The 26,967-nt window shown below is 51.7% G+C and carries 21 protein-coding genes; 10 read left to right on the top strand and 11 right to left on the bottom strand.

All coding sequences use genetic code 11. From position 1 onward, the window contains the following. Positions 1–26 precede the first annotated feature (26 nt). The 3 genes from DUE52_RS25810 to DUE52_RS25820 form a co-directional block, all read right to left on the bottom strand. Entirely contained in the window at positions 27–488 is a 462-nt protein-coding gene (locus tag DUE52_RS25810) for a hypothetical protein (protein ID WP_114408964.1), read from the bottom strand. Positions 489–591: 103 nt separating this feature from the next. Further along, a complete protein-coding gene (locus tag DUE52_RS25815) occupies positions 592–1,818 on the bottom strand; it encodes a GTP-binding protein (RefSeq protein ID WP_114408965.1) in 1,227 nt (408 codons plus the stop codon). Between the two features lie 34 nt (positions 1,819–1,852). Further along, on the bottom strand, positions 1,853–2,227 hold the full coding sequence (locus DUE52_RS25820; RefSeq protein WP_114408966.1) for a MerC domain-containing protein: 375 nt from the start codon (positions 2,225–2,227) through the stop codon (positions 1,853–1,855). A 464-nt stretch (positions 2,228–2,691) separates the two neighbouring features. Here DUE52_RS25820 and DUE52_RS25825 point away from each other — a divergent pair, with 464 nt between their 5' ends. The 3 genes from DUE52_RS25825 (at position 2,692) to DUE52_RS25835 (ending at position 6,063) form a co-directional block, all read left to right on the top strand. Then, complete coding sequence (locus DUE52_RS25825; protein ID WP_114408967.1) at positions 2,692–3,297, top strand: HAD family hydrolase; 606 nt, start codon at positions 2,692–2,694, stop codon at positions 3,295–3,297. A 279-nt stretch (positions 3,298–3,576) separates the two neighbouring features. Then, the gene (locus DUE52_RS25830) at positions 3,577–5,403 is read left to right on the top strand and encodes an alpha-L-rhamnosidase-related protein (protein WP_229312308.1); all 1,827 of its coding nucleotides are present in this window, start codon (positions 3,577–3,579) and stop codon (positions 5,401–5,403) included. 36 nt (positions 5,404–5,439) lie between these two features. Continuing rightward, positions 5,440–6,063, top strand: coding sequence for a class I SAM-dependent methyltransferase (locus tag DUE52_RS25835; protein ID WP_114408968.1), 624 nt, complete (start codon positions 5,440–5,442; stop codon positions 6,061–6,063). 430 nt (positions 6,064–6,493) lie between these two features. Here the strand turns inward: DUE52_RS25835 and DUE52_RS25840 are convergent, their stop codons facing one another. Beyond that, entirely contained in the window at positions 6,494–7,324 is an 831-nt protein-coding gene (locus DUE52_RS25840) for a hypothetical protein (protein ID WP_114408969.1), read from the bottom strand. Between the two features lie 226 nt (positions 7,325–7,550). Here DUE52_RS25840 and DUE52_RS25845 point away from each other — a divergent pair, with 226 nt between their 5' ends. The 4 genes from DUE52_RS25845 to DUE52_RS25860 all read left to right on the top strand — a co-directional run bounded on the left by DUE52_RS25845 (position 7,551) and on the right by DUE52_RS25860 (position 11,554). Further along, positions 7,551–7,853 carry a rhodanese-like domain-containing protein gene (locus DUE52_RS25845; protein ID WP_114408970.1) on the top strand — a complete coding sequence of 101 codons (303 nt, stop codon included), beginning with the start codon at positions 7,551–7,553 and terminating at the stop codon, positions 7,851–7,853. Positions 7,854–7,961: 108 nt separating this feature from the next. Next, a complete protein-coding gene (locus tag DUE52_RS25850) occupies positions 7,962–9,386 on the top strand; it encodes a tetratricopeptide repeat protein (protein ID WP_114408971.1) in 1,425 nt (474 codons plus the stop codon). 108 nt (positions 9,387–9,494) lie between these two features. Continuing rightward, the gene (locus DUE52_RS25855) at positions 9,495–10,955 is read left to right on the top strand and encodes a Gfo/Idh/MocA family protein (RefSeq protein ID WP_114408972.1); all 1,461 of its coding nucleotides are present in this window, start codon (positions 9,495–9,497) and stop codon (positions 10,953–10,955) included. A gap of 278 nt (positions 10,956–11,233) precedes the next feature. Continuing rightward, complete coding sequence (locus DUE52_RS25860) at positions 11,234–11,554, top strand: cupin domain-containing protein (RefSeq protein ID WP_114408973.1); 321 nt, start codon at positions 11,234–11,236, stop codon at positions 11,552–11,554. 55 nt (positions 11,555–11,609) lie between these two features. Here DUE52_RS25860 and DUE52_RS25865 read toward each other — a convergent pair whose 3' ends face one another. From DUE52_RS25865 to DUE52_RS25880, 4 genes are all read right to left on the bottom strand, one after another. Then, a complete protein-coding gene (locus tag DUE52_RS25865; protein WP_114408974.1) occupies positions 11,610–12,554 on the bottom strand; it encodes a sugar phosphate isomerase/epimerase family protein in 945 nt (314 codons plus the stop codon). A 155-nt stretch (positions 12,555–12,709) separates the two neighbouring features. Next, positions 12,710–13,114 (bottom strand): T9SS type A sorting domain-containing protein, encoded by a 405-nt coding sequence (locus tag DUE52_RS25870; protein ID WP_114408975.1) that lies wholly within the window; start codon positions 13,112–13,114, stop codon positions 12,710–12,712. Between the two features lie 142 nt (positions 13,115–13,256). Next, positions 13,257–15,059, bottom strand: coding sequence for a serine hydrolase domain-containing protein (locus tag DUE52_RS25875; protein WP_114408976.1), 1,803 nt, complete (start codon positions 15,057–15,059; stop codon positions 13,257–13,259). 190 nt (positions 15,060–15,249) lie between these two features. Next, positions 15,250–17,832 carry a phosphocholine-specific phospholipase C gene (locus tag DUE52_RS25880; protein ID WP_114408995.1) on the bottom strand — a complete coding sequence of 861 codons (2,583 nt, stop codon included), beginning with the start codon at positions 17,830–17,832 and terminating at the stop codon, positions 15,250–15,252. Positions 17,833–17,978: 146 nt separating this feature from the next. On the opposite strand from DUE52_RS25880, the gene DUE52_RS25885 reads away from it, so the two are divergent. Then, positions 17,979–19,124, top strand: a complete 1,146-nt coding sequence (locus DUE52_RS25885; protein ID WP_114408977.1) for a glycoside hydrolase family 5 protein — start codon at positions 17,979–17,981, stop codon at positions 19,122–19,124. Positions 19,125–19,177: 53 nt separating this feature from the next. Further along, a complete protein-coding gene (locus DUE52_RS25890) occupies positions 19,178–19,846 on the top strand; it encodes a pseudouridine synthase (RefSeq protein ID WP_229312309.1) in 669 nt (222 codons plus the stop codon). 32 nt (positions 19,847–19,878) lie between these two features. On the opposite strand, the gene DUE52_RS25900 is transcribed toward DUE52_RS25890, so the two are convergent. After that, positions 19,879–21,363 carry a sensor histidine kinase gene (locus DUE52_RS25900; protein WP_165841038.1) on the bottom strand — a complete coding sequence of 495 codons (1,485 nt, stop codon included), beginning with the start codon at positions 21,361–21,363 and terminating at the stop codon, positions 19,879–19,881. Positions 21,364–22,077: 714 nt separating this feature from the next. After that, positions 22,078–23,370 (bottom strand): acetyl-CoA hydrolase/transferase family protein, encoded by a 1,293-nt coding sequence (locus DUE52_RS25910; protein ID WP_114408981.1) that lies wholly within the window; start codon positions 23,368–23,370, stop codon positions 22,078–22,080. A 221-nt stretch (positions 23,371–23,591) separates the two neighbouring features. Here DUE52_RS25910 and DUE52_RS25915 point away from each other — a divergent pair, with 221 nt between their 5' ends. Beyond that, positions 23,592–23,969, top strand: a complete 378-nt coding sequence (locus DUE52_RS25915) for a DUF983 domain-containing protein (RefSeq protein WP_114408982.1) — start codon at positions 23,592–23,594, stop codon at positions 23,967–23,969. 282 nt (positions 23,970–24,251) lie between these two features. Here the strand turns inward: DUE52_RS25915 and DUE52_RS25920 are convergent, their stop codons facing one another. After that, complete coding sequence (locus DUE52_RS25920) at positions 24,252–26,633, bottom strand: TonB-dependent receptor (protein WP_114408983.1); 2,382 nt, start codon at positions 26,631–26,633, stop codon at positions 24,252–24,254. Positions 26,634–26,967: the final 334 nt, after the last annotated feature.

Here is a 26,967-nt window from a genome sequence, read left to right on the forward strand (position 1 = left end):
GGACTGCAGAATGGTCTGAACGGTAACTAGCGCAGGATCGACGTAACCTGTGAGAAAGCCGCGTCGGTTCGTTCCTGAATCTGCCGGATGTTGTCGAGGATGCCCAGTTGTAAATCGCGCATTTTATCGGCGGGCAAATCTTTCAGCGTGGCGTCTGCATGGTGGTGATGCTCGTGTTTTCCGTGTTCGTGGTGGTGTTCGTGCGGCATTCCCGGCACTTCAACGAGGTTTTCCTCCCATTGTTCAAACGCCTTCTTCAGACTGTCGAGCGTCGTTACGGTGGCCAGCGCAACGGGTTCCGTACGGTTTGCCAGCAGGATTTTGAGCGAATCGATTTGTTCTATTTGGGGTTCGATAACAGCCTGAATCTGTGTGGCTTCGTTGTGAAATTTGGCGGCTTCCTCAAGCAGAGGATCTTTTTGATCTGAACGGGAACAGGCTCCCAGGCTGAAGGCAAGCGGAACGATCAATGAAAGGATGCATTTCATGGTACGGGTTGTTTCAGAGGAGAAGTGGGCCGAAATCTACATAAATTGCAACAAGGTTGCAAGATTGGGGCTATTTAAAGCAACAGTTCGACCGTTTCATGCTCTATTCCCAAACCGGAAACGGATCGTTGAACCGGCCCCCGGCTGCCAGATGCTTCAACTCGGGTTCGCTACACAAACACGCCCGCAATTCCTGCGTCACCTGTTCGGCATCCAGATCCTGACCGATGATCACCAGTTCGTTTTGCCGGTCGCCAAATTGTTTGTCCCAACGGGCTTCAATCGTTTTCTGGTTTTCGATGAAACTCGCATAGCGGCTTCGCTGGCTGAACGGCATCGACGCCCACCAGACGCCTGCCCGTTCGGCCCGCAGACTGCCGCCGGCCTGGCTAAAATTCAGAGCCTCGTCGGGTCGGGACGCCAGCCAGAACAATCCCTTGCTGCGGAAAATGCCAGCCGGAAAATTCTCGCTTAGATACGCCCAAAACCGGGTGGGGTGAAAAGGCCGCCGGTCGCGAAAAACGAAGGAGCCAATGCCGTATTCTTCCGTTTCGGGCCGGTGGCCTTTGCCGGATTGGTGGTTTTGCAGTTCCTGAATCCAGCCCGCCGATTGCGACGCTTCCTCAAAATCGAACAGGCCGGTGTTCAGAATCCGGGCCGGATCGATGCGGCCAAACTGGCTTTCGATGAGCTGGGCTTTGGGATTTAGTTTTTTCAGAATGGCTTTCAGTTCGCCCACCTGATGCGGTTTTAACTGGTCGGTTTTGTTGAGGACCAGCACGTTGGCAAACTCGATCTGGTCAGTAAGGAGGTTGACGATGGTGCGGGTGTCCGATACGTCCTCGTTCAGGTTGCGGTCGACAACCGTTTCGACACTCCCAAAATCGCGCCCAAAATTGCTGGCATCGACCACCGTCACCAGCGTATCCAGACGCGAAAACCGGGAAAGATCGACACGGTTTTGTGCATCGACCGAATCGTCGGACTGGAACGAAAACGTCTGGGCCACCGGCAGCGGTTCCGAAATGCCGGACGACTCGATGAGCAGGTAATCGAACCGGTTTTCGGAAGCCAGCCGTTCTACTTCCAGCACCAGATCTTCCCGCAGGGTGCAGCAGATGCAGCCGTTGGACATCTCGACCAGCTTTTCTTCCGTCCGCGACAGGGTGTTTTCATTCCGAACCAGTTGCGCATCGATGTTCACTTCGCTCATGTCGTTGACGATCACGGCTACTTTCAAACCGGCTTTGTTGTGCAGAATGTGGTTGAGTAAGGTGGTTTTACCGGCCCCTAAAAAACCGCTTAAAACCGTAACGGGAAGTCGTTTCATGGTGAATGATTGAATTGAAGAATGGAGGTGATCGTCAGTGCGCGTGGTCGTGTGCGTGAGCGCGCAGGTTGAGCAGGTGAAAGCCAATTAACCCGGCTGAAGCCACGTAGGCCAGGTATTCAAACGATTCATGGACGTCTTCCAGCAGCAGGGCGCCAGCGAACAGGCCCAGGAAAAACCACAAGCCCACCTTCACCATCCGCTGGCGGGCCCGGCGCGTGGCAAAATAGACGGCAACAATATTGACTCCAATGAAGACATAATCCAGGCTTAGAAAGCCAATCCGCAACGTTCGATCCGCCAGCAGGCTGGAGGAAATGAGCAGGATGGGTGTGATCAGGCAGTGAATAATGCAAAGCACTGAACCGGTAATGCCGATGTAATCGGCTTTTGAAGAGAAAGTGGCCATAAGTTGGTGTTGGCTTGTGGTTGGAAATAAACGGTACAAAAGTACGGTATTTTTCGTAAATGCAACAATGTTGCAAAAATGAATTGTTAGAGATTTTATTGAATTAACGCGAACTATGGGATTATTGGCCGCGTAGCGGACTGATGTTTGTAGCAAAACGGATCACCCGGAAACATGTCGTACCTATGGCACTTAATCAGTTCATAATCAATTAATAAATCTCATATTTCGCGTTGAATTAGGACTTACGTCTGATAATTCATTACCCTTTCGCTCTTTGCCCCTAAATCCCCTAAAGGGGACTTGTACGCAGCTTAATCCGGATGCTAAAAGTCCGGCTCCGGCCGCCCGGCCTTTAGGGGATTTAGGGGCAAAGAGCGAAAGTCCTGGGTATATAAAACCGATAATTTTTAAGTTATTAGGGCCAAATTTGGCAGACTAACACATTCATTGCATTCAACGACATGATTAACACCATTGTATTTGATTTGGGGGCGGTTTTGATCGACTGGAACCCGCATTACCTGTACGAGAAAATTTTTAAGGAAGACGAAATGCATCATTTTCTGGCGACGGTTTGCACCCCCGCCTGGAACGAAGAGCAGGATGGGGGGCGGTCGCTGGCCGAAGCCACGCAGGTTTTGATTGCTCAATTTCCGGAGCACGAGGAGAACATTCGGTTTTTCTACGATCGCTGGCCCGAAATGCTGCGGGGCGAAATACCGGGGACGGTGGCACTGCTGAAAACGATCCGGGACAGTGGGAATTACAAGCTCTATGCGCTGACCAACTGGTCGTCGGAGACGTTTCCGATTGCCCTCGAACGCTTCGAATTTCTGTCCTGGTTTGATGGTATTGTGGTGTCCGGCGATGAAAAAGACCGCAAACCTTTCCCTTCTTTTTACCGGACGCTGCTGAATCGGTATGCCATTGAACCAACTGAAGCCCTCTTCATCGATGATAACCTTCGGAATGTAAAAGCCGCCGAGGACCTTGGGATTCACGCCATTCACTTTATAAATCCGGCGCAATTAAAAGACGCTTTAACCGCGTTCAATATACCGGTTTAACGCGAACTATGGGATTATTGGCCGCGTAGCGGACTGATGTTTGTAGCAAAACGAATCACCCGATTCCTCCGGCGTGCCTTTGGGTATGCAATCTGATGCACTTGTTGCGTACCCAAGGGCACGCCGGAGGAACCGGGTGATCCGATTTGCTATCGCACCGGCGACCCGGAAACATGTCGTGCCAATGGCACTTAATTAGCTCATAATCAATTAATAAATCTCATAGTTCGCGTCGGTTTAACAATCGGCTTTTAGTTTCCTAAACCCTTCCTGTTAATTATGAAAAAGTACATCGTCGCTCTTCTGACGCTGCAATCTTCGTTGGCCCAAATCCGGGTGAATCGACTCTACCCGATGAAACACGCTTCTCTTCCGACTCTTTTCTTTTGCCTTATTTTGATCGACTTCGCGCAGGCCCAGCTTCCGCCCATTTTTGAAACCAGCCGCGCCAAAGAAGCCCAAACCGAAGCCACCGTCCGGCGGTTTTTGTCGCCCGTCAAAATTCTGTGGCAAACCGGCACCATCCGCAACGCCGAGCGGCTGTTGAAAGTTGGAAACGGGCAGGCGGATTTGTCGGGGAAAGGTATGTGTTCGCTCAAGAGTGACGCCAACGGCAAAGCAAGTCTGCTGCTCGACTTTGGGCGGGAATTGCACGGCGGTTTGCAGATCGTGACGGGGCAATGGAAGGAAAGCAAACCCATCACCGTCCGGATTCGGTTTGGCGAATCGGCCAGCGAAGCAATGGCGGACATCGAACCCAAACAGAATGCCACCAACGACCATGCCATCCGCGATCTGACGGTTCAGGTGCCGTGGCTGGGCAAGCTGGAAATCGGCAATACCGGTTTTCGCTTTGTCCGGATCGATCTGGTCGATGGTAATACGGAGCTGTTGCTGAAAGAGTTGCGGGCCATTTTTGTTTTTCGGGATATTCCATACCTCGGCTCGTTTCGGAGCAGCGACGAACTGCTGAATAAAATCTGGGCGACCGGCGCGTATACCGTTCACCTGAACATGCAGGATTACCTCTGGGACGGCATCAAGCGCGACCGGCTGGTGTGGGTGGGGGACATGCACCCCGAAGTGGCGACCATCAATGCCGTTTTTGGCTACAACGAGGTGGTGCCGAAAAGCCTGGATCTGGCGCGCGACATTACGCCCCTGCCCGGCTGGATGAACGGCATCAGCACCTATTCGATGTGGTGGATTCTGATTCAGAAAGACTGGTATTTGCAAAACGGAAACCTCGACTATCTGAAACAGCAGAAGGATTATCTGGTAAAACTGGTCGATTTGCTGATTCAGAAAATTGACGACAAAAACAGCGAAAGGCTGGACGGAACGCGGTTTCTGGACTGGCCGTCGAGCGAAAATCCGAAAGGCATTCACGCCGGGTTGCAGTCGATGCTGGTGCTGTCGCTCAATGCCGCCGGGGATTTGAGCCGCATTTTGAACGACCCGACCACGGCCAAGAAATGTGCTGATGCGGTCGCCCGGCTGAAGCAGTACGTTCCCGATCCCAACGACTCCAAACAGGGGGCGGCTTTGCTCGCGCTCTCCGGGTTGATGCACGCCGAAAAAGCCAATCAGGACGTGCTGGCGGTGAACGGTGCGCGCAACTTCTCGACGTTTTACGGCTATTACATGCTCCAGGCGCAGGCCAAAGCGGGTGATTATAAAACCGCATTGGCCAACATCCGCGAATTCTGGGGCGGTATGCTCAAGCTCGGTGCCACAACGTTTTGGGAAGATTTCAACCTCGACTGGGTGAAAAATGCCGGGCGCATCGACGAACTGGTGAAAGAAGGTCAAAAAGACATTCACGGCGACTGCGGGGCCTATTGCTACGTCGGTTTCCGGCACAGTCTGGCCCACGGCTGGGCGTCCGGCCCCACGCCCTGGCTGACGGAGCACGTATTGGGTATCAAGGTGGTGGAGCCGGGTTGCAAAGCCATCAAAATTGAACCGCATCTGGAGGATTTAACCTTCGCCGAAGGAACCTTCCCCACGCCGTACGGGATTGTGAAGGTGAAGCACACCAAACTGGCGGGCGGCAAAATTCAGACGGAGGTGAGCGGGCCGAAGGAAGTGCGGATTATTCGGTAGAGGGGCAACAATCACTCCACAAATCAGACAAAAAACATGAATCAAGCCTGGGTTGAAAGATGGGACGAGCGATACCGCACGGATGCGTTTGCTTATGGCGAACAACCGAATGCCTATTTAAAAGAACAGATTGAGAAGTTACCCATTGGGAATATCCTGTTTGCCGCAGAGGGCGAAGGACGGAATGCGGTTTTTGCCGCTACGCTGGGTTGGGCGGTTTCAGCGTTTGACATCAGCGTGGAAGGAAAGCAGAAGGCCCTCCGACTGGCCGAAGCGAATCAGGTGGTGATTGATTATCAGGTTGGCGAATTGCAAACGCTGGGGTATGCCACCGAACAATTTGATGTCATTGCCCTGATCTATGCCCACTTTCCGGCCGCGATAAAATCACTGTATCACAAGACCCTCGATACGTTTTTGCGGCCGGGCGGTTTTGTTATTTTTGAAGCCTTTAGTAAAAACCACCTTGACTACATCGCCAGGAACGAAAATGTAGGAGGACCCAAAGAGGAAGCGATGTTGTTTTCAACGGATGAAATTCAGTCCGATTTTGCGAACTACGAAATCATTGAGTTGGTAGAAAAAGAAATCGAATTGAGCGAAGGGTTATTTCATAATGGAACAGGCTCCGTGATCCGATTTGTCGGACAAAAAAAATAGTCCTTCAATTATCTATAGCACTTTCGCTTTTTGCCCCTAAATCCCCTACGGGCCGTCGATACGGGATTTAGGGGCAAAAAGCGAAAGTGCAATGAATTATCAGACGTAAGTCCTAATCTGGTTCACTGAAATATTCGGTTGATTAATTACTTCGGTGTGCCTGATTTTTCAGTCGCGTAGCGACTCAATGTTTGTAGCTTACATTTCATTTCTTCCAGTTTTTAAGGTCGCGTAGCGATCAAATATAAGCCAAAGTTCGATCGCTACGCGATCCTGAAATGATGCAGGAAGCTGCTTTTCTACAGACATTTGGTCGCTACGCGACCGAAAAAGTGTGTCAGTTCCAGCGTAATGGTAGTCTGAAAAACTGGGTGGTTTCGGTGCTACAGACCCCAAAGAGAGCCGAATTAAACGCCCAAATCTGTACCATTCAATCACAATCCGACAGCCCAAACGTATTCACCCGCTTTGTGTTGCCTTCTTCAACCGTCTGCGAAACCGCATAGTTGTGGTTGTTTTTGACCACATTGGTGATCTGGAACGTCTTGTGAGCCGTCACTTTTCCCGACTCGTCAAATTCATCGCTTTCAAATCCCTTCAGGATGGTTTTCTTCCAGGGGTAGAGATTAAAAACATCAAATGGTAAACCCCGTTTGGCCAACAACGCTTCGGGACTTTGGGTGGAGGGGTCGTAGACGTGGGCTTCCGCATAATATTTCGTTCCGTCTTCCAGATACTGGTAGGTGCTGTTTCCGTTCGCGTCGTACGAAAAAACTTTTTCAAATGTGGGTTCGTCCTGACTCGCCGGAACGCCCTTGAAGCGCAGGATGCGCCCCTCGGCATCGTACCGGATGGTGGTGGTCAGGATGGTTTGGGTGCCTACGAGGTCTTGGATTTCTGTGAGTTTACCGTCGGTCCAACGGCATTTGAGGCCACTGCCAATGCCCCAGTCGGTGAGTTGGTCGGGTGTTTTTCCGTCGACGGTAATCGTTGCGCCGGTTATCTGATTCGCGCTGTTGTAAGCGAAGGTGTAAACGTACACATGCTCGGTACTGCCGCCGGTCGGCCCTTTAAAATTGACAGTCAACTGGCTGACGTAACCAGCCGCGTTGTAGGCATACTGGTGTTTATTGCCGTTGCCACGGTCGATGGCTGTCAGTTTGCAACGCGTTTCGGCCGGTGCGTCGACCTCCGATTTTTTGCAGTGGGTCAAACTCAGCAGGGTAAAGCCCAGCAGCAGGGTGCTCAGTACGGTTTTCATGGAAAATGAAGTTGTTTGGTGTGAATGACTTTGGTCACCACAAACCTATCGGGGCAATGCTGGTAAGCCATGACGGTTTATACGAAGAGACGGGATGCGTATTTGAAGCGGTTTTTTTGCGATGCGATCCGGCAAGTCACAAAAAAAGGATGAACGTGATATTTGTCACGGAACCGGTTTTTCTAAATCCCTAGTTTTACACCATCAACCTTAAAAATGCATATTCATGATGAATCTCATAAAAAGTCTGTTCGGCACGTCCGACACCAGCCAGTTTGACGAAATCCGCTCGCAGGGCGCCCTGATCATCGACGTTCGCTCACCGGGCGAGTTTGCCGGTGGGCATGTGCCGGGGGCTGTCAACATTCCCCTCGACCAGATCGAATCCAAACTCAGCACGATCAAAGGCTATCAGAAACCCCTGATTCTGTGTTGTGCTTCCGGTATGCGAAGCGCCCGCGCCAAAGCCATCCTGCGCGGCAAAGGCGTTGAAAATCTGCATGATGCCGGTAGCTGGCGGAATTTGTAGGATCTAGCGTTGACGGAAACCGCCCGAACCGGCCACCCGGTTTTGGGCGGCCCGAAATCGTTTTCGGTCGTTTCTGCGTATATATCCTGCTGTTAACCCAAGCGAGATATGAAACGACTCTTTTCTCTGTCTATCCTTCTTTTCCTGCTGGTTCAGGCCGGTTTCGCCCAGAAAGCCACCAGCACCGTTCAGGCCATTCGCTACATCAAACTCGCCAACACGCTCCGGGCGCTGGACAAACCGCAGGATGCCATTAGCCTGCTGGAGAGGGCGTTACCGGCCGTTCGGGGCAATAACCCGTATTGGGAAGCCTTTGCCTGCGAGTTGCTGGGGCTGGCTCATTACGAAAATAACAACAGCGAAAACGCCGACTATTACCTGAAAATCGCCCGGAGCCGCTACGAGAAGCTGCGGTATGTCGCCAGTGCCTGGGGCGTCAATGAACTGATTCGGGATATTTCCGGTAAAAACCTGTATGCCGGTATTCAGTTTGGCGCTTCGGATGTGAAGCTGGCGATTTTCAAGACGAAGTACGAAAGCGATTTTTACGAAAAAGATATCAAAACCCGGTTTGAGGTTCCCAACGTTAGTTTTGTGGCCGATGCCTCGAAATCGCTGGAAGCCGGGCAGAATGCGTTGAAAGTCTGTCTCGACACAATCAGTCGCTACAATATCCCGACCGAACGGATTTTCATTGTGTTCAGCAACGAAATGAAGGAGGGACTCGCCAAAACCCCGGCAACGAAAAAGATGCTCTACGATCAGTTGTCGCGGGCCTTGCCGACGGGCAATCTGCGCATCGACACCACGCTTTCCATCGACCGCGAAGCCGAACTGTTCACCGTCGGGTCCATTCCCCGCAAAGTGTGGCCGACCACCTCGTCGCTCAACATCGGCAGCGATGTCACGGTGGGCGGTTATTTTGATGCTGATAAAAAGTTTCACCCGATTGAAATGCCGGTGGGGATGAACACGCTGGTGAGCCAGATTGAAAGCAAGCGTTCGCTGAACACGGACGCCTTTAAAAAAGAAGCGCAGCGGGTGATCAAAACCGTGGCGGATACGGCCCTGGCACCCCGTTTCAAAACCAGCGGTGCGGGCCTGCAACAACGTCGGACGGTGGGGCTGGGGGGCGATGTGGCCTGGGCGCTGGTGACGTACCTGCACCCCGAAAAAACCGGTACCACGGCGGTCGCCATTTCACTGGATGACGTGGAGCGGTTCAAAAAATTGGTGATGGATGATTACCAGGCCCTGACGCACCCCAATGTGAAAGACATCACCGACACAGCTCTTCGCACCAAAGCCGAGCAGGAAATCAGCACGGTTCGGGATCAACTGAGTGAAAAGCAGCTCATTGCCGGGGCGCTGTGGCTAGAATCCATCATGAAAACCTATTCGACACCCTCGGCTCCCAAGCGGTTTGTGTTCATCCGAAATTCGGACATTGGCTGGGTGACCGGCAAGTTTCTGGAAACCATCAGTGGCGAATACGAATCGACCATCGCCAAAGGCGCGCTGTATACCCGGTAAGCGGTGTTTGCGGTTAAATAGAGCGTCTATTAGTCCTGTTTCGGCACATTTGCGTATATTCAAACGCAAATGTGCTTTTTTTTGAACTGCCAAAACCCAATAAACCCCATGCATTCCAATCGTCGCGACTTTATCAAGGGATTGTCAGCCGCTTCGGCGCTGGTGGCTACCCAGAGTGTCGCCAAACCCTTCAATATTATCCGGGATCTGAAAAAGGTCAGCCCCAACGACAAAATCCGCATTGCCACCATCGGCATGGGGATTCAGGGGAACTTCGATACCCAGGCGGCTCTGCGCAACCCGGATGTGGAACTGGTGGCCGTGGCCGATCTCTACTCCGGGCGTCTCGAACACGCGCGGACGGCTTTCGGGCAACAGGTCTACACGACGCGGGATTACCGCGAGATTCTGGCCCGCAAAGACGTGGATGCGGTTCTGGTGGTCACGCCCGATCACTGGCATGACCACATTACGATTGCCGCCCTGAAAGCCGGGAAACATGTGTATTGCGAAAAACCGATGGTGCAGCACCTCAACGAAGGCAAAGCCGTAATCGATGCCTGGAAGAAGTCGGGAAAAACCATGCAGGTGGGCAGCCAGCGCATCAGCAGTGCGTCGTTTAAGGAAGCGAAACGATTGATTGAGGCCGGTGAAATCGGGCAGATCAACTACATCGAATCCAACAGCGACCGCTTCAACGCCATCGGGGCCTGGAACTATTCCGTGCCGCCCGATGCTTCACCCCAAACCGTCGATTGGGACCGGTTTCTGGGCGATGCGCCGAAGCGTCCGTTCGACCCGATTCGGTTTTTCCGCTGGCGGAACTTCAAGGATTACGGCACGGGGGTGGCCGGTGACCTGTTCATTCACCTGATTACGGGCGTTCATTACGTGACCAACACGCTGGGGCCGACGCGGGTGTATTCGTCGGGCAACCTGGCCTACTGGAAGGAAAACCGGGATGTACCGGATATCATGACGAGCATCATGGATTATCCGAAAACCGAACAGCACGAAGCGTTTCAGATGGTGTTGCGCGTCAACTTTGCCAATGCCGGCAAAATTAGCAACGTAACCCGGATCATCGGCAACGAAGGCACGGTCGAGTTTTCGGAGAACAACCTGATTCTGACCAGGAAAAAACTGCCGATTGCGCCGGGCTACGGCAACTACGACAGCTTCTTCACGTTCACGGAGGATGTGCAGAAGAAATTTGTGGAGCAATACGACGCCAAATACCCGCCCGAAACCCGCACCGCCGAGCCGGTGAAAGAGATAAAATTTGAAGCGCCGAAAGACGATGACGCCCACGCTAAACACTTCGCGGATTTCTTTACGAACATGCGGGCGGGCAGTCAGGGAACCATCGAGGACCCGGTTTTCGGGTTCCGCGCAGCCGCCCCGGTTCTGGCCTGCAACGAGAGTTATTTTGAAAACAAAGTCGTGCATTGGGATCCGGTAACGATGACGCAGAAGTATCCCGATGGGGCGAAAAGCAAGAAACCGTCGACAGGAAAGAAACCCGTTAGCCCGGCCCAAAAATCCGTCTCGGTTGCGAAAAAATCGTAAAAGTAGACGGTTTTTAGTAGTTGCCCCGTACATTTTTGACCCGTCAGGGTCACCACAGCGTAGGTAGAAAAAAAGGTTGTAACGAGCCCATGTGCCGTCAGGTACATAACCGTTGTGTACCTGACGGCACACGTAGCCGCACACGGGCAACGATTTCTACCGACGCTGCGCTGTGGTGCCCCTAACGGGTCAAAAAAACGGGTCAAATAATCCTATTTTGCGCTGAAAATAATCCTGAATTCACGTTAAATACGCTCCTCTAACTTAACCCTTGATCGATGAACATGGGTAATCTGTTTGCGGCCATTCCGGACTCGCTGCCTGACGAACATTTTGAGGAGCTGATGGCGGAGAAAGGCATCAAAATCGAACGCATTGTCTCCAAAGGGCATGCTTCACCGGACGGTTTCTGGTACGATCAGCCCGAAAATGAATGGGTATTGCTTGTTCAGGGAGCGGCCCGGCTGCGAATCGAGGGCGTTGAAAAACCCATTGAATTGACCGCCGGAGCCTACATCAATCTGCCTGCCCACATCAAACACCGGGTTGACTGGACGAAAGAAGACGAAGAAACCATCTGGCTTGCGGTTTTCTATTAGAAAACGCCATCAACATGAGTGGCGTCAGAATACTGGCTAGCTTCGATAAAAACATTTATTTTCCCCGGCTCGGTGTCAGGCCCAACTGCTCGTTGTAATAGCGGACCGTTTGAATTACCGAAGGTAAGTTGCTGGGCTTATCCTGCGTATCCCGCTCAATAATAATATGACCCGTAAAGTGCTGCCGCTGTAATTCCTTAAAAACTTCCGGGAAATTGATGACGCCTGTGCCAACCGGCACATCTTTCAGCTTGGGGTCATTGTAGGCGGCAATGTCTTTCAAATGCAGTGCAATCAGGTGACCTTCCAGTTTTTTCAGCCCCTCGACCGGATTGATGCCGCTCTTGGGCCAGTGACCGATGTCGGCGCAAACCTTGAAATTGGGATGGTTTTTGAGAGCCGCCAGCACCGAATCCGGATGCCAGTAGGCGCTCACGCCCTTCCAGTGGTTGTGGAGAGCGACTTTCAGGCCGTAAACGCCAGCCAGACTATCCACGCTGTCCCACAGATCTACCGGCGGTTCTGCGGTGACATACTTCACATTCAATTTTTTGGCTAATTCAAATTCGTGCGTCCATTTGTCGATGGTTTTGCCGCCGGTTAAATAAATGGATTCCATCAACAGGCCCTTGTCGCTGACCTGCTGCTTGAGTTTGGCAATGCCAGACCATGACAGATTCATGAGGAGTGAATCCCTGAGATCGGCTCCGGCCCGGCCAAAGGTGTAGCCTTCCACAAATTTCAGACCCGCGCTGTCCGCTTTGGCAAGCTGTTCGGGAAACGGAAACGGATTGAACGTATACAGGGCAACACCCAGTTTCCAGTCCTTAGGCCCGGCATACCCCGCAGCGGATTTAGAAGGAGCCTGGTTTGCGGATTTGCCGGTTCTTTTCTTTTTATCCTGAGCCGACAGATGTGCCGAAACCAGCAGCCAGAGCGTCAGAAAGAAAAAACCGGTTAATTTGTTCGATAAGGGGCGGGGCGAGTGAGGGCGTTTCATGGGCGGTTAATGGGTTACGGAAGCAAGGTACAAAACGATTGGCGATCGACATGGCTTAGTCCGCATAAATCAAAAGGCCGACCACTTGCGGGGCCAGCCTTTCGGGGTGGATATAATCAGTCGGGATATTGCCGCAGCGTCCATTCGATGCGGTTTTACTGAAACGCGATCAGTCGGGGCGTGGCCGTCACCGGTGGCGTAGTGGCCAGCGTTAGTTCCTGCGTGGTGGTGTCTACGCCGTTGGTGATGGAGACCTGATAGACGCCGTCGGGCAGATTGCGAACGTCCAGTTGCAGCCGGGCGTTTTGGCGGTTTTTCCCAATTTGTTTGCTGAACACCTCGGCCCCCGCCCGGTTGACGATCCGTACCTGGACGGCCCCGCCGGTTTGTTTATTCAACGCAATCCGGAGTTTGCCTTCGGTGGTGGTAAATAGGCTACTCTGAAAAGTGACCGGTTTTTTGGGATGTACGAAAGACATATAGACATCGGCCTTTGCAAAAGAGACACTGGTCAAAGTCAGCAGAAAGGCAACGAGCAAGGATTTGGAGAGCGTTTTCATGGCGTATGAAGTTTTGATTTGTGGTCCGTTTGAATGAATCAAAGGTCCGCTTCAACGCCTGAAAAGGCTGTCACAAATGAGTCAATCCCTGCTACTTTTGGGAATGACTAAAAGAAGAAATTCCGGTCGTTTGAGGTCGGTTTTACCGGCCCTGCACCACGGCTTCGTAAAACCGGTCCAGAATCAGCGCCCGAATGTTCAGGCTGGGTTTGCCGTAGGTTTTGGAATCGTCGGGATACACCCGGTTGGTCAGGCAAATGTAGACCAGGTTGTATTTCGGATCAACCCAGACGTAAGTGCCGGTATACCCGCTGTGTCCGTAGGCCAGGGCCGACGGATACGCTTTGGCACCTTGTTTCGGATTTGGTGCCCGTGCAAAACCGTAGCCCCGACCACTGGTTTTCGATTGTTCCGCCGTGAAGAGATCTACGGTAGCGGGCTGGATGTAGGTGCGACCGCCGTAGGAACCCTTGTTCAAATACATCTGGTAAAGAATCGCCAGATCGTTGGCGTTGGCAAACAGCCCGGCATGGCCTTCGACACCACCCGCCATGGCCGCACCCGGATCGTTGACGTAACCCTGCACGCGCATGTTGCGAAACCAGTTGTCGTTTTCGGTGGTCGGCACAATGCGGGAGCGGGGAAAGCGGTTTCGGGGCAAATAGCCGGTCGACGTCATCCCCAGCGGCCGGTAGAACTCGTTCTGCACAAACTCATCGAGCTTCTGGTGAGAAACCGTTTCGATGACTTCCTTCATCATGTACATGCTGACATCACTGTACACGAATTTGCCCCGCGTCCCGCCTTTCGACTGCAAGGTGACGGGCCACATGACCTCTTCGAAATAATTGGCCCGGAGGAAAAACCGGTCGGCTACTTTGGTCGGATAGGCCGCCGACGAGTCGAAGCTGAGATCCAGCGGTTTGAGTTGTTCGTAGAATTTGATGTACGGCGTATACCCCGCTTCGTGGAGCAGGGCCTCCCGGATGGTGACCGTCGCTTTATCCGGAATCGTCCGGGTTCGGGCCACGTAGGTACTGATGGGCGTTTTCAGGTCCAGCGCCTTTTGATCCAGCAGCCGCATGACCGCCGGGGTGGTGGCGCTGACCTTCGTGACCGAAGCCAGGTCGAACAGATCATCGGGTTTCGTCACGGCATCCCGCGTGTAGGTGTGATGCCCATAGGCCTTGTGAAAGATGACTTTTCCGTCTTTCGCCAGCAAAACCACCGCGCCGGGGGTCACGTGGTCGGCAATGGCCACCGCCATCAGCGAATCAATCACTTTTAGACGTTTACTACTTACCGTTACAGCCTCCGGGACCGAATACCCCAGCCGGATTTTGGGCGTCGAATACCCGCTGCCTGCTTTGAAGAGGGTACTAAACGTGGTTTCAAGGCGATTGGCAGAAGCCATACCGCCAAACAGGATCTGGGCTGCGGCTGAGGCACCTTCGGCGGTATTGGCCGGATACCAGATAATGGGACAGCGCAGGGATTCCAGCCCGGCCAGGTTTTTCCCGCTTCCGGTCAGCACCACCACAACTTGCTTGATGGCCTGCTGATCGGCAATGAAATTCAGCAGTTTCGGGCCAAAGGGCGAAGAATCGGATAAGGTGATGACAACTAGATTGTACAGTTTTAGCCGGTCATGGAGGTCAAACAGAACGGAATCGGTCGGAGCCGCACCGAGTGAAAAAACCGTCACCGGACTGTATTTAGCCGCCAGACTGTCAAAAACCGCCTGTTGGGCGTAGCGGCCATTCACAACGGCGGTTTTCACGTTCAGAAGGTCAGTGACCGGCACCAACCCCGATGGGTTGTTAAGCACGACCACCTGTTTTTCAGCCTGTTGGATCGCAGCAAGGTTCGTGGGTGTGGGAAGCGGTTGGGCCAAAGCCGTGCTACAAAACAGCAGCAGAAGGAAATTCCAGATCGACGGTTTCATACGGATTGGCAAGTAACGGGATTGGGGCCGGTTTTACAAACGACTTCTTAATCCAATCCTATCGTGCTGCCTCAATGTCTATTTACTGCTAAAATAAATAAACCCTGGCCTTTGCAGATCAGGGTTTATTGGATGGAGCTTGCATTGGTTTTGATTCGGTTGCTCAAAGAATCCTCGCTTTCGATTCTCCTCAAACCAACTCCCCGCCCATCACCGGGTCCGAAAAGCCTTCCTTTCCGGTTTCAACCCGACCGGCATACCGCTTTTCAAAAACCGGATGACCCGCCACGTTCACGCTGAAATCGTACCAGCCGAAGCTACGGCTCAGGTCCAGAATCAGGCTGATCCGGCTTCCTTTCGAACCGGCTGCGGCCAGGGTTTGGGTCTGGGTGCCGGTTTGGTAGGCGTTGTCTTTCACCTCAATGGTGTAGGCCCGGGCCGGATCGAGGTTGGTGATGTTGAGTTCAACCGAACCGGTGAGCGTCCTGGCCTGCGGGGCCGTATGCTGGTAGTCGCACTGAACCGCAACCCGTGGATCGTTGGCGGTGCCAATAAACTCGCGGAAAAAACCGTTGGGGCCATTGACCCGAAACTGGTAGGTCTCGTTCTCGAATTCCCGAATATTCCAGCGGTCGCTCAGGCGGTCACCGGCGGCTACGGCATAATTCCGAACCTGCACGTCGCGCTCGGCATTTTCGTTTTCCGACACGAAGTTATTCAGCGCATACACCGTGAAGGGCGAACCCGCCGACTTCGTGCCAAAAACGTCATTTTTCGCTTGCAGGATGATGTCAAACGCTTTTTGGTCCGGATCGAACTGCCCATCGGCGTATAATTCGTACGGAATCGCCAGAGATGACCGCAGGCCTTTCTCCTGCTTTGGCATGAGCGGAGACGCGTAGGGAGCCTGTTTGATTTTCTTGATTTCGTCGGTCGTCAGCACCTTGAAATCAGACGGCAACTCCTTGAATTGGGCTTTGTGAATGCTTTCGACAAACTCGTTTTTCTCCACAAAAGTCGGCATCGGAATTTTCTCGCCTTTGTAGGGCCGGAACACCGAGGTCAAATCTCCGCAAACCGTCCGACGCCAGGCACTGATGTTCGATTCTTCGATTTTCTTGCCGGTTTTCTTGCTCAGAAACACTTCCAGAAATTGGAGAATGGATGTGTGATCGAAAACCTCCGACGACACCTTTCCGCCCCGGCTCCAGGGCGAGGCAATCACGAGCGGCACGCGGTACCCCAACCCGATGGCACCAGCCCGGGCTTCTTTCTGAGCGTTCGGGCTTTTGCGTTGCAACTCATGCTCCATATAGACGTGCTCGACGCTGGTGTCGATGCCTTTGGACACTTTGCCGGTTTCGGGCTTGTCGGGGTGGGGGGCCACAAACGGTGGAACGTGGTCGAAATAACCGTCGTTTTCGTCGTAACACAAAATGAAAACCGTCTTTTTCCAGACATCCGGATTTTGGGTCAGGATGTCGAGCATTTCGGAAATGTACCACGCTCCGTACCAGGCCGCGCCGGGGTGATCGGAGTAGTTTTCGGGGGCCACTACCCACGAAACCGTAGGCAGCGTGCGGTTTTTTACATCCGCCCGAAACTGGTGCAGCACATCGCCTTTCGGAATTTCAACTTCCCGTTCCGTACTGCCGTCGTGGTATTTCAGCTTCGTCAGTTCGTGGTAATGCGGGTCGTTTTTATTGGTCGTAAATGCCTTCTCGTGCAGGTTTTTCTCCCGCTGCGACAGCTTGGCGTAGTTTTCCCGGCTGTATTTCACCTGGTGTTCCCGGCCGACAATCAATTCCTGTTCTTTCCGGCTCAGTTCCCGCTTCAGTTTGGGGAGTTCGCTGGAAGTTTCGGGCAACGCATTGATTTTGGTCGTCAAGGCCTGAATTTCGCCGGGCAGTTCGGGGAGTTTTTTGGTCAGATAACGCTGGTACGCTTCCGAGAAACCAACGTTGTACTGTTCGAACCACTCGATGGGATTGTCGGTAAAATTGGCCAGCCAGCCTTCTTCTTCACCTTCAAAGCCGACGGGCAAACTCAGTTCGTTCTGGTAAATTCGCCACGAAATGCCGTTTTCTTCCAGCCGCTCGGGGAAGGTTTTCCAGTGGGCCGGATCGCCGTAATCGACGTCCTCATTCCGGACGTTGGCTTTCACGTTCCGGTCCGGTTTTTCCCGAATGGTGCCGGTCCAGAGGTAAAGCCGGTTGGGCGTGGTGCCGGTCAGGGACGAACAGAAATTCTGATCGCAAACCGTAAAGGCATCGGCCAGGGCGTAGTAAAACGGAATGTCCTGCCGGTTGTAATAGCCCATTGTCAAGGGCATTTTGGCATATTCTTTCCGGGCCGACTGTTTGGAATCCAGCCACTTGTCGTATTTTCCGTCGTTGCGGGCATCCACCTGATTGGTCCAGGAGTGGGGGAGCGAACTCATCCAGGTGGCTTTGGTATCTTTCAAATTCAGCCGGAAGGGGGCGTAGGTTTCGCCGGCGGCATTGGTCTGGAGCCAAACCGGGTTTTTGTTGGGCAGCGTAATCGCCCGTGGATCGTTGAAGCCCCGAACACCCCGCAGCGACCCGTAGCAATGGTCGAAGGAGCGGTTTTCCTGCATCAGAATGACGATGTGTTCGGCATCCTGAAAGGTGCTGCCCGGCTGGGGGTCGATGGCGAGGGCTTTCTGGATGGAATCGGGGAGAGCCTGAAACAGGCTCGTGCCACCGGCTAGCAAGGCGGCTTTTTTAAGAAATTCTCTTCTGCTGTCCGTCATTTCGGGTTGAGAGTTGTGGGTTAGTAAAGATACTTTTTTTTCGTACTGAAATGACAAAAAGCCGCTCAATTTAACAGTATGATAACTTTTCCATGTTTGCCGGTTTGGTTTTGCGTAAGTTTGTGCTGTACTGATTCCGACCCTTTATGCAACGCAGGACTTTTCTTCAAACGACCGGACTCCTGGCCACCGCCGTTACTGCTTCCGGCCCGGCGGTTTTAGCCGCGTCGTCGGCTCCGGCGGCCAAAAACAAACTGCCGAAATGGAAAGGCTTTAACCTGCTGGATTTTTTCTCACCCAATCCGGCGCAGGGCCGGAAGCCGACTGCCGAAGAACACTTTAAATGGATGCGCGACTGGGGATTCGATTTTGTCCGGCTGCCGATGGCCTATCCGGCCTATCTGAAATTCGACCGGAGCCGCAACATCACACCCGACGAAGTCTATCAGATCGACGAGCAGGCCGTGGACCGGATCGACAAGCTGGTGGCGATGGCCCATAAACACAACCTCCACGTCAGCCTGAATCTGCACCGCGCACCGGGCTACTGTGTCAACGCCGGTTTTCACGAACCCTACAACCTCTGGACCGATCAGCCCGCACAGGACGCTTTCAATTTCCACTGGAACTACTGGGCAAAACGCTACAAAACCGTGTCGTCACAGAAAATCAGCTTCGATCTGCTGAACGAGCCGAGTATGCGCGAAGACATGAACGACCAGCTTTCCAAACGCAGTTCGGTGCCGGGTGCCGTATACCGGAAAGTGGCGCTGGCGGCTCTGGAAGCCATTCGCAAAGAAAACCCGAAGCACCTGGTGATTGCCGATGGCAACGATGTGGGTTCGTCGGTGATTCCTGAAATTACCGATCTGGACATTGCGCAAAGCTGCCGGGGCTACAATCCGGGCATTATTTCGCACTACAAAGCCCCCTGGGCCAACAAAGATCCCGAAAATCTGCCGATGCCGAAGTGGCCGGGACAGGTGGGCGATAAATACCTGAGCCGCGCGATGCTGGAAACGTTTTACAAACCGTGGATCGAGCTGGTCAACAAAGGCGTGGGCGTGCATTGTGGCGAATGTGGCGCCTGGAACCAAACCCCGCACGACGTTTTTCTGGCCTGGTTTGGCGATGTGCTCGACATTTTGACAAGTAACGGCATCGGGTTTGCGCTCTGGGAATTCAGCGGAGATTTTGGGGTGCTGGATTCCAAACGGGCCGACGTGGCGTATGAAGACTGGCACGGCCACAAGCTGGACCGGAAATTATTGAACCTGATGGCGAAGTATTGATGGGGGAGCAACCGGTTTTAGAAGTATCCCACGAGCGAAAACCGCTCGAAATTATGTATCAGTCTCCTGATCTGGTGGCGATTAACAAACCGCACGGACTGCTGGTGCATCGGTCGATGATCGCCAGCGATGCCAGCGAATTTGCGGTTCAACTCCTGCGCGATCAGTTGGGACAGCGGGTGTATCCCGTTCATCGGCTGGACCGAAAAACCGGGGGCGTTCTGCTCTTTGCGTTGAATGAAATGATGAATTCCGTCATGCAGCAGCAGTTTGCCGAAGGAACCGTGCATAAAACCTACCTGGCCATAGTGCGGGGTTATACCGACGATGAACTGGAAATCGACTATCCGCTCCGGCGCGACGACGGCGTGACTCAGGACGCTTTTACAAAACTGAAAACGCTCAAACGTACTGAAGTGGCTTTGCCGTTTGGAAAACACGCGACCTCCCGGTATTCGCTCGTGGAATTAAAGCCCACAACCGGCCGTTTTCATCAACTCCGGAAGCACCTGGCGCACATCTTCCACCCAATCATTGGCGACCGGCCACACGGTTGCAACAAACAGAATAAGCTGTTTAAAGAGCATTTCGGGATGGAAACCATGTTGTTGCACGCGCAGGAAATCCGGTTTAAGCACCCGGTTTCGAACAAAGAAATTATCATTTCGGCACCGCTCCAAACGGAATTTGCGCGGATGCTGGCGGTTTTGTTTGGGGAATAAAGCGGAAATTGATTCGGAGTTGATGATGGACATTAGTTGGGTAGGGCATAAAAGAAAATGGACCCCTGCCCAGGTATACTTTCCGCCCATATTCTACCGTGTACTTTCGTTATAAAATCTTTGCAAATCGTCAAGGCAACACCCGCACTTTGGTCCACTGGGCTGCGGGTTGTGGTGCCAAATGAAAATAACCGATTTATTTGATCGGGGGTCATTCCACTACCTTCATCTTTTATAGAAACAAGAATTTCGGTATCAGATTTTTCAAGAGCGACAGTGATTGTGCCGCCTTCCGGAGAGAATTTGATCGCATTGTGGATCAGATTTCTATTGATAAACTGAATGATTTCCTTGTCAGTGGTTAAGGTTATAGTTTTATCAATCAGATTTGAAAAAGTTAGTTTTTTAGAATGAAAAAGACTTTGATGAATGGCGGCTGCTTCTTCAATTAAACCGTGTAGTTCAACATTTTCCAGCGTAGCAGTATAGCCTGAATATTGTTTTTTTACCCATTGTAAAATACTGTCAAAGGTTCGCAACAACGTATTGACTTCACTTTCCAGGGAATTATAAAATACAGTCAGTTCTGCTTTGTTGAAAGTATTCTCCTCCTTCATTAGACTTGCCATGCTCAAGGTTGTGGCGAGTGGAGATCTGAAATCGTGAGCCAGCATAGAAACTAATTTTGCTTTAAACTCATCTGACTGAGTTAGTAAGATGTTCTGCTTTGTTATTTTTTCATTTAACACGATTTGTAGGCTAGCACTTTTTCGCAATTTTTTATAAAGAACATAAATAAAGATAAGGATACTACTCAATAGAATTGAAAACCCAACCAGAAGGGCAATGACCCAGCGGTTATTTTTTGTTTGTGTGGCCAAATTATTCAACTCCTGCTGGGTGTTGTAATAGGTGAAATAATCTCCAATAAAATTTTTATTGCTATTTTTTTCTTCTTCGAGTGCAGCAACTAGTAAGTTATTAGTTGCTGCTTTATTTTCCTTGTCTCCTTTTAATTCATAACATTTTTGTAACGATTTTAAAATCTCTATTTTAAAAGTAATAAAACCGTTTGTTTTTGCCAAATTGTAGCTCCGGTTGTAGCAGATAATGGCGCTATCTATTTTTTTTAACTTTAAAAAATAATGGGCATAATAATCCAGTCCGACAATCTCATGATATTCCCATTTATTTCGTTGTGCTATCTGTAAAGCCTCTAAAATAACCGTTAATGCTTTCTGCGTATCGCCTTTCTCTAAAAACTTATCGCTTTTTAGCTGGTTTATAAAAAGTTGAGAACGCTGGTCCTTAAACCGGATTGCTATTTCCTGGGCTTTGGTTAAATAGAAATCGGATGAGTCTGAAGTCGATTTTGGCATGAGGAAACTATAGTTGGCATATAACATGCTTTTGACAGAATCACTGTAGAGCCCCGCTGCTTTATTCAAAGAATTTCTGGAAAATTTTAAGGAATTGGGCGTGTCGCCCAACACTTCGTAAACGACAGCAGAATTCATTAGCATATGAGAAACTCCAATTGTGTCAGATACACTTTCATATTCCAAAAGAGCTTTTGTATACGAAGAGAGGGCTTGACTGTAGAGTCCTTTTAAAAAAAAGCCGTTGCTATGTTACAAATGGCGTCGGCTTTGCCTTTGGGATAATTATGCCGATCTGCCATCGCTTTGACTTTTATCCCGTAGATGAGACAGCTATCCGCACTTTTCATGTGCATGATAAACCCAATGTTATTTAGATGATCAATGTAGGTTATACTATCCGGGGAGTTTATGAGTTTTTTTTGTAATGTTCTGATTTCTAAAGTCTGAGAATAAGACGAGAATAGATGTAAATAAAAAAAGAGAAAAAGAAGACTGGTTGTGTAATTGTAAAATTTAAAAGTGACCATCCGGGACGTTGAAATAGTATTGAGTCGATACAAAGGCAAATCGATGGCTTAATTTACAAATTAAGTTTTGAATACTCCTTTTTCGACTCAGACAAAAGGCTTGTTTCTGTCAAATCCTATGAAATTGTATGAAAAAACCGGTAGGCCCGTGCCCTGAATTTTCGAAGATAAGTCGTTTAGAACGAGCGGTTTCTTATCAATGTGCAGATTGTAGTCCTGACGCCAGTTAAGGTAAAGCTGTTAAAAAAGAATTGCCTGTTTTGGGAAGGATTTTAAATCCCTTCCCAAAACAGGCAACCAGTCCAACCATCCCAAAAACCGCTTACTCGAACACCTTAAACCGCTCGTGTGCCTGCCGTTCCAGCGACTCGCGGTGGTCGGGGTGGGCGATGTTGATGAGCGCGCGGGCACGTTGGCGGAGGTTCTTGCCGTAGAGATAGGCTACGCCGTATTCGGTCACGATGTAGTGAACGTGGGCGCGGGTGGTCGTCACGCCAGCCCCTTCTTTCAGGAACGGCACAATCTTGCTTTCACCGTATTTCGTTACGGAGGGCAGGGCAATGATCGGTTTTCCCCCTTCCGAAAGTGAGGCTCCCCGCACAAAATCCATTTGACCACCAACCCCGGAATACTGGTAGGTCCCAATCGTATCGGCGCACACCTGACCCGTCAAATCCACTTCGATGGCGCTGTTGATGGCCGTCACTTTCGGATTCCGGCGGATGATGGCCGTGTCATTGGTGTAAGTTACTTCCTTCATCACCACGGCAGGATTGTCGTTGATAAAATCGTATAACCGGCGCGTTCCCATCGCGAAACAGGAGACCAGTTTATACGGAATCGCCTTTTTGCACTCGTTGGTGATGACGCCCCGTTCCACTAGATCGATCACGCCATCGGAGAACATTTCGGTATGAATCCCCAGCTTTTTGTGATAAATCAACTCGGCCAGCACCGCGTTCGGGATCCCGCCGATGCCCATTTGCAGCGTGGCACCATCTTCCACCAATTCAGCCACGAAGCGGCCAATTTTCTGTTCGGTCACAGTCGCCGGTTTCAGCGGCATTTCGTACAATGGATCGTCGCATTCCACAGCCGCGTGGATCGTTTTGACGTGGATAATGCCGTCACCGTGTGTCCGCGGAACGTTCGGATTAATCTGGGCGATCACGTATTTGGCTGATTTAACGGCGCTTAATGAAATGTCTACCGAGGGGCCGAGCGAACAGAAACCGTGTTGATCGGGGGGCGAAACCTGGATCAGGGCGACATCGAGGGGCAGAATATGTCGTTGGAACAGCAACGGAATTTCACTTAGAAAAATCGGAACGTAATCGGCGATGCCGGCATTGACCTGCTTGCGCATGTTGGCCCCGATGAAAAACGAATTCGGCCTGAAAATCCCGGCGTACTGGTCTTCGCAATACGGCAGATGGCCTTCCGTGTGCATATGACACACCTCAATGTCACGCAGCCCGGCGGCTGAAGCTCGCCCGACCATGGCTGCAATCAGCCGGTGGGGCGTTTGGGCAACGCTGTGAACAAACACCCGATTGCCGGATTGAATTACTTCGACGGCCTGCTCCGGGCTAACAATGGGAACCAGATTGTGCATGGTATGGAAACAGAATGACGAACGAACAGTTTTAAAATTTTTAACAAACCTACCGCCCGAACGGGTTTGATTTTGTGAGTAAAATCATCTTTTTTTCAAACCATTCTCGTATCATCTTTACGGATTTGAATACGATGAAGGACTACGGTTCATGAAATTACCAGCAAATCCGACTACTTTTAGACTTTCCGGGTAGGAGAGTCGCCCGACCATTGCTGACTATGAGAAAAGGAAATAAGCTATACAGCATTCTATTCAACAAATGTCCCTATTGTCATGAGGGAGACTTTTTTGTAACCAAAAGTGCGTTTAATCTGAAGAAATTCGATCAGATGCACAAAAATTGCGCTGTTTGTGGCCAGAGTTTCGAGCCGGAACCCGGTTTTTACACCGGCTCACTCTACGTCAGTTATTCGTTTTACGTGGCCTGGATCATCACCACCTTCGTGTTGGTTGGCGTTTTGTTGGAAGTCGATGTAATCGCCTATCTGTGGGGACTCATACCATCGCTGATTATCCTGACGCCATTTTTCTTCCGGTTAGCGCGTCGCGTTTGGATTAACATCTTCGTGAAATACCGGCCGTTTCCGGAGAAATAGGCCGGATTCTTTATACCAACTTGTTAATCAAAACGAATTATGGGATTCTTGGCCGCGTAGCGGACGGATGTTTGTAGTAAAATGAGGTTTTTATGCTCGCGTGCCTTTGGGTACGCAATCTTCTGCACTTTTGCGTACCCAAAGGCACGCGGAGGAATCGGGTGGTTCATTTTGCTACAAACATCCGTCCGCTACGCGGCCAAGGATCCCTTAGCTAGTGTTAATTTACAAATTGATCCGGAGCTGAATAGGTTTTCCATAAAGATTACACGGTTTTCTTTATTAAAATTCCCAGCGGTAATTCAGAATCGGAATCAACCCCAACTGGTATTTCTGCACGACTTTTCCCTGAAAGGCATCGAAGTAGCTGTAAAAAGCATTCTGAGCGTTGGTCAGGTTCTGCAAATCGAGCGAGAGCGTGCGGCTGTACCGGGCTTTGCTTTTTTTCCAGTAAATCCGCAGATCGGTCCGGAAATACGCCGGGAAATGCACGCTGAATTCCTCACTGCTGTAGACGGTTGTGCCAGCCTGTTGCGACAAAACCGCATCGATCGGGCGGTCGCGCAAACCGCCCAGGTACGAAATGCGGCCGTTGACGCCCCAGATCCGGCTTCGGGTTTCGCGGCTTTTCGTCCACTCTTTCCCGGCAGTCAGGCCCGACGTAAAACCGCCGTCGAACCGGGTGCTGCGCCAGACGCCATCGGCGGCCTGATACCGCGAATCGTAGACCGAACCGGACGCCAGCACGTAATAGTTTTTCGATAAATATTTCTGGTACGTCAATTCAACGCCCCGGTTTTGGGCTTTTCCGGCATTGACCAGCGGTTCACTGACGTAAGCTTCGATGAGGTTCACCGCCGAAAACTTACTGCCCGAAACGGTGCTGATCGGTACGTCGAACAGCATTTGCGAATAGCCTTCGATTTTCCAGTAACTATCCGGACTGAGCTGGTGTGTGTACCCCGCGACGATGTGGTGCGCTTTGGTAAAGCCCAGGTCTTCGTTGTTAAACAGCATTTTGTTATCCGGATTCCGTTTCGCCAGATACACCTGCGGCAGTTGCGGCTGGCTGTGTAAACCGTACGCCACCGTCAGGGCTTTTCCCGGCCGCACTTCCCAGCGAACCGACGCCCGGGGTTCGAGTGACCGGCTTTGGTTGAAGGTAAACGTGTTGTAAAACAAACCCGCATTCACCGTCACGTTATCCACCGGCAACCATTGGTAATTCACATACGGCTGAATCATCCAGCCCTCCATTGAACCGCTGAAGAGGGAATTGTTCGCCGAACTTCCGATGAAAAAAGGGTTCACATCTTTCCAGACACCCACCGAATTATAGGCTCGGGTCAGATACAAACCGGCTTTGAAACTGTTCCGGGCATTGATCTGGTAGTTCAGCGAACTCGTCAGCGAATACCGCGAACCAGATTGGTCGTCCATTTCGTAGTTCGACCGGAAGCGTGCATCGCCCGGCGATTCCAGATTCCGGGCGCTGTTGTTGGCCGACAACACCAGGGCGGTTTTCCACAACAAGCGCGCTCCGATGGGCTGGGAGAGGGTCAAGCCTCCGGCGGCCATTTTCGTCGTGAACGAGATGGTGTTGCGGTCTTTGTCCTGCGTCTGTTCTTCGGCGGCCAGGGCCGTAAAATCGTTGCTGCTGTTGCCCAAAACGCCAAACGCCGTAAACCGTCCGCCTTTGCGGGTCGGGAAGGTCAGGTTGAACGACAGATCCTGAAACCGGATGTCTTCACCCCCGAACGTGACGCCCATCGCGCCGAGCAGACCCGTAAGGGAATACCGGTAATTGACCAGATACGACGACCCTTTCTGCTTCGAAATCGGTCCTTCTGCCGCCAGATCAAGGCCGATCAACCCCGCCTGGGCGATGAATTCATGGCGTTCGTTGTTGCCCGGGCGCAGGCTCATGTCCATGACGCCACCGACCGAATTGCCGTATTCGGGCGAGAAAGCCCCCGTCAGAAAGCGGGTTGTGCCGAGCAACTGGGCGCTCAGCATGTTGACGCCACCGCCGTTTGCCGTGGGCCGGTCGCCAATGGTCCCGGCGTTGCTCTGGTGGTTGGGGTTCACGATTTCGACGCCTTCGAGCCGCCAGATCAGGCTGTTGGGCGAGTTGCCACGCACGGAAATGTTGTTGGTGCCATCGTTGGTTGTCACCACGCCCGCGTAGGCCGTCGCCAGCCGGGCCGGGTCGAGGTAGCTGGCCGGAAACCGCAGCACCTGTTCGATGGTGATGTGTTCGGCACTGATCGTGCGGTCGGTGCGGGTGCCAATGGCGGTGGCTTCGCCCAGTTGGGTTATGCCGGGTTGCAGGTAAATTTCCAGCACCTGTTCCTTGCCGGATTCCACCAGCACTTCATTGATAACCGATGGTTCGTACCCGACGAACGAAACACTGAGTTGATGACGGCCTATAGCAATGTTGGTCAGCCGGAAATGGCCCTGTTCATCCGTGATCGCGCCCGAATTGGCATTGCCCGTTTTTGAATTCTGAACCACCACAGAAGCACCGACCAGCGGACGATTCTGGCTGGCGTCGTAGACGGTTCCGCGAATGGTCTGGGTAGGGATTTGGGAAAAACCGCTAAGGGCCAGGAATGTCAGCAGACACAGAAAAAGGGATTTACGAAGGAAAGGTGTCGTCATTGGGGTTCGCAGAATGGGCTGTTAAGAACTGCAAAAGTACAACGACAATTAACCAAGTCGATAAACATTCGGTTGTTCTGATAAAAATCATTCGACACTTTTATTGGCACGGCCAGCGGGTTTGTACCTGGAGCTACCCCACATGCCCGGAGTGTGTATTGAAAACGCAGTGTGATTATTTTCAACGGGAAAATAAAAGGAATAATAAATAGAGTTTATGCCGATTAAGTGATTATGGTTTTGGTTGACGAAATTTGCGGCATGTTAACTTACCAACACATTCAACGCAATCCTCGTCATTTCAAAAGCCTAACCAGTTTAGACATTAGTGCGT

The organism is Larkinella punicea, assembly GCF_003334855.1.
Lineage (GTDB): Bacteria > Bacteroidota > Bacteroidia > Cytophagales > Spirosomataceae > Larkinella > Larkinella punicea.

Coding starts and splice junctions, on each gene's coding strand:
- DUE52_RS25810 (WP_114408964.1), bottom strand. CDS start 488: ATGAAATGCATCCTTTCATTGATCGTTCCGCTTGCCTTCAGCCTGGGA.
- DUE52_RS25815 (WP_114408965.1), bottom strand. CDS start 1,818: ATGAAACGACTTCCCGTTACGGTTTTAAGCGGTTTTTTAGGGGCCGGT.
- DUE52_RS25820 (WP_114408966.1), bottom strand. CDS start 2,227: ATGGCCACTTTCTCTTCAAAAGCCGATTACATCGGCATTACCGGTTCA.
- DUE52_RS25825 (WP_114408967.1), top strand. CDS start 2,692: ATGATTAACACCATTGTATTTGATTTGGGGGCGGTTTTGATCGACTGG.
- DUE52_RS25830 (WP_229312308.1), top strand. CDS start 3,577: ATGAAAAAGTACATCGTCGCTCTTCTGACGCTGCAATCTTCGTTGGCC.
- DUE52_RS25835 (WP_114408968.1), top strand. CDS start 5,440: ATGAATCAAGCCTGGGTTGAAAGATGGGACGAGCGATACCGCACGGAT.
- DUE52_RS25840 (WP_114408969.1), bottom strand. CDS start 7,324: ATGAAAACCGTACTGAGCACCCTGCTGCTGGGCTTTACCCTGCTGAGT.
- DUE52_RS25845 (WP_114408970.1), top strand. CDS start 7,551: ATGATGAATCTCATAAAAAGTCTGTTCGGCACGTCCGACACCAGCCAG.
- DUE52_RS25850 (WP_114408971.1), top strand. CDS start 7,962: ATGAAACGACTCTTTTCTCTGTCTATCCTTCTTTTCCTGCTGGTTCAG.
- DUE52_RS25855 (WP_114408972.1), top strand. CDS start 9,495: ATGCATTCCAATCGTCGCGACTTTATCAAGGGATTGTCAGCCGCTTCG.
- DUE52_RS25860 (WP_114408973.1), top strand. CDS start 11,234: ATGAACATGGGTAATCTGTTTGCGGCCATTCCGGACTCGCTGCCTGAC.
- DUE52_RS25865 (WP_114408974.1), bottom strand. CDS start 12,554: ATGAAACGCCCTCACTCGCCCCGCCCCTTATCGAACAAATTAACCGGT.
- DUE52_RS25870 (WP_114408975.1), bottom strand. CDS start 13,114: ATGAAAACGCTCTCCAAATCCTTGCTCGTTGCCTTTCTGCTGACTTTG.
- DUE52_RS25875 (WP_114408976.1), bottom strand. CDS start 15,059: ATGAAACCGTCGATCTGGAATTTCCTTCTGCTGCTGTTTTGTAGCACG.
- DUE52_RS25880 (WP_114408995.1), bottom strand. CDS start 17,832: ATGACGGACAGCAGAAGAGAATTTCTTAAAAAAGCCGCCTTGCTAGCC.
- DUE52_RS25885 (WP_114408977.1), top strand. CDS start 17,979: ATGCAACGCAGGACTTTTCTTCAAACGACCGGACTCCTGGCCACCGCC.
- DUE52_RS25890 (WP_229312309.1), top strand. CDS start 19,178: ATGTATCAGTCTCCTGATCTGGTGGCGATTAACAAACCGCACGGACTG.
- DUE52_RS25900 (WP_165841038.1), bottom strand. CDS start 21,363: ATGAATTCTGCTGTCGTTTACGAAGTGTTGGGCGACACGCCCAATTCC.
- DUE52_RS25910 (WP_114408981.1), bottom strand. CDS start 23,370: ATGCACAATCTGGTTCCCATTGTTAGCCCGGAGCAGGCCGTCGAAGTA.
- DUE52_RS25915 (WP_114408982.1), top strand. CDS start 23,592: ATGAGAAAAGGAAATAAGCTATACAGCATTCTATTCAACAAATGTCCC.
- DUE52_RS25920 (WP_114408983.1), bottom strand. CDS start 26,633: ATGACGACACCTTTCCTTCGTAAATCCCTTTTTCTGTGTCTGCTGACA.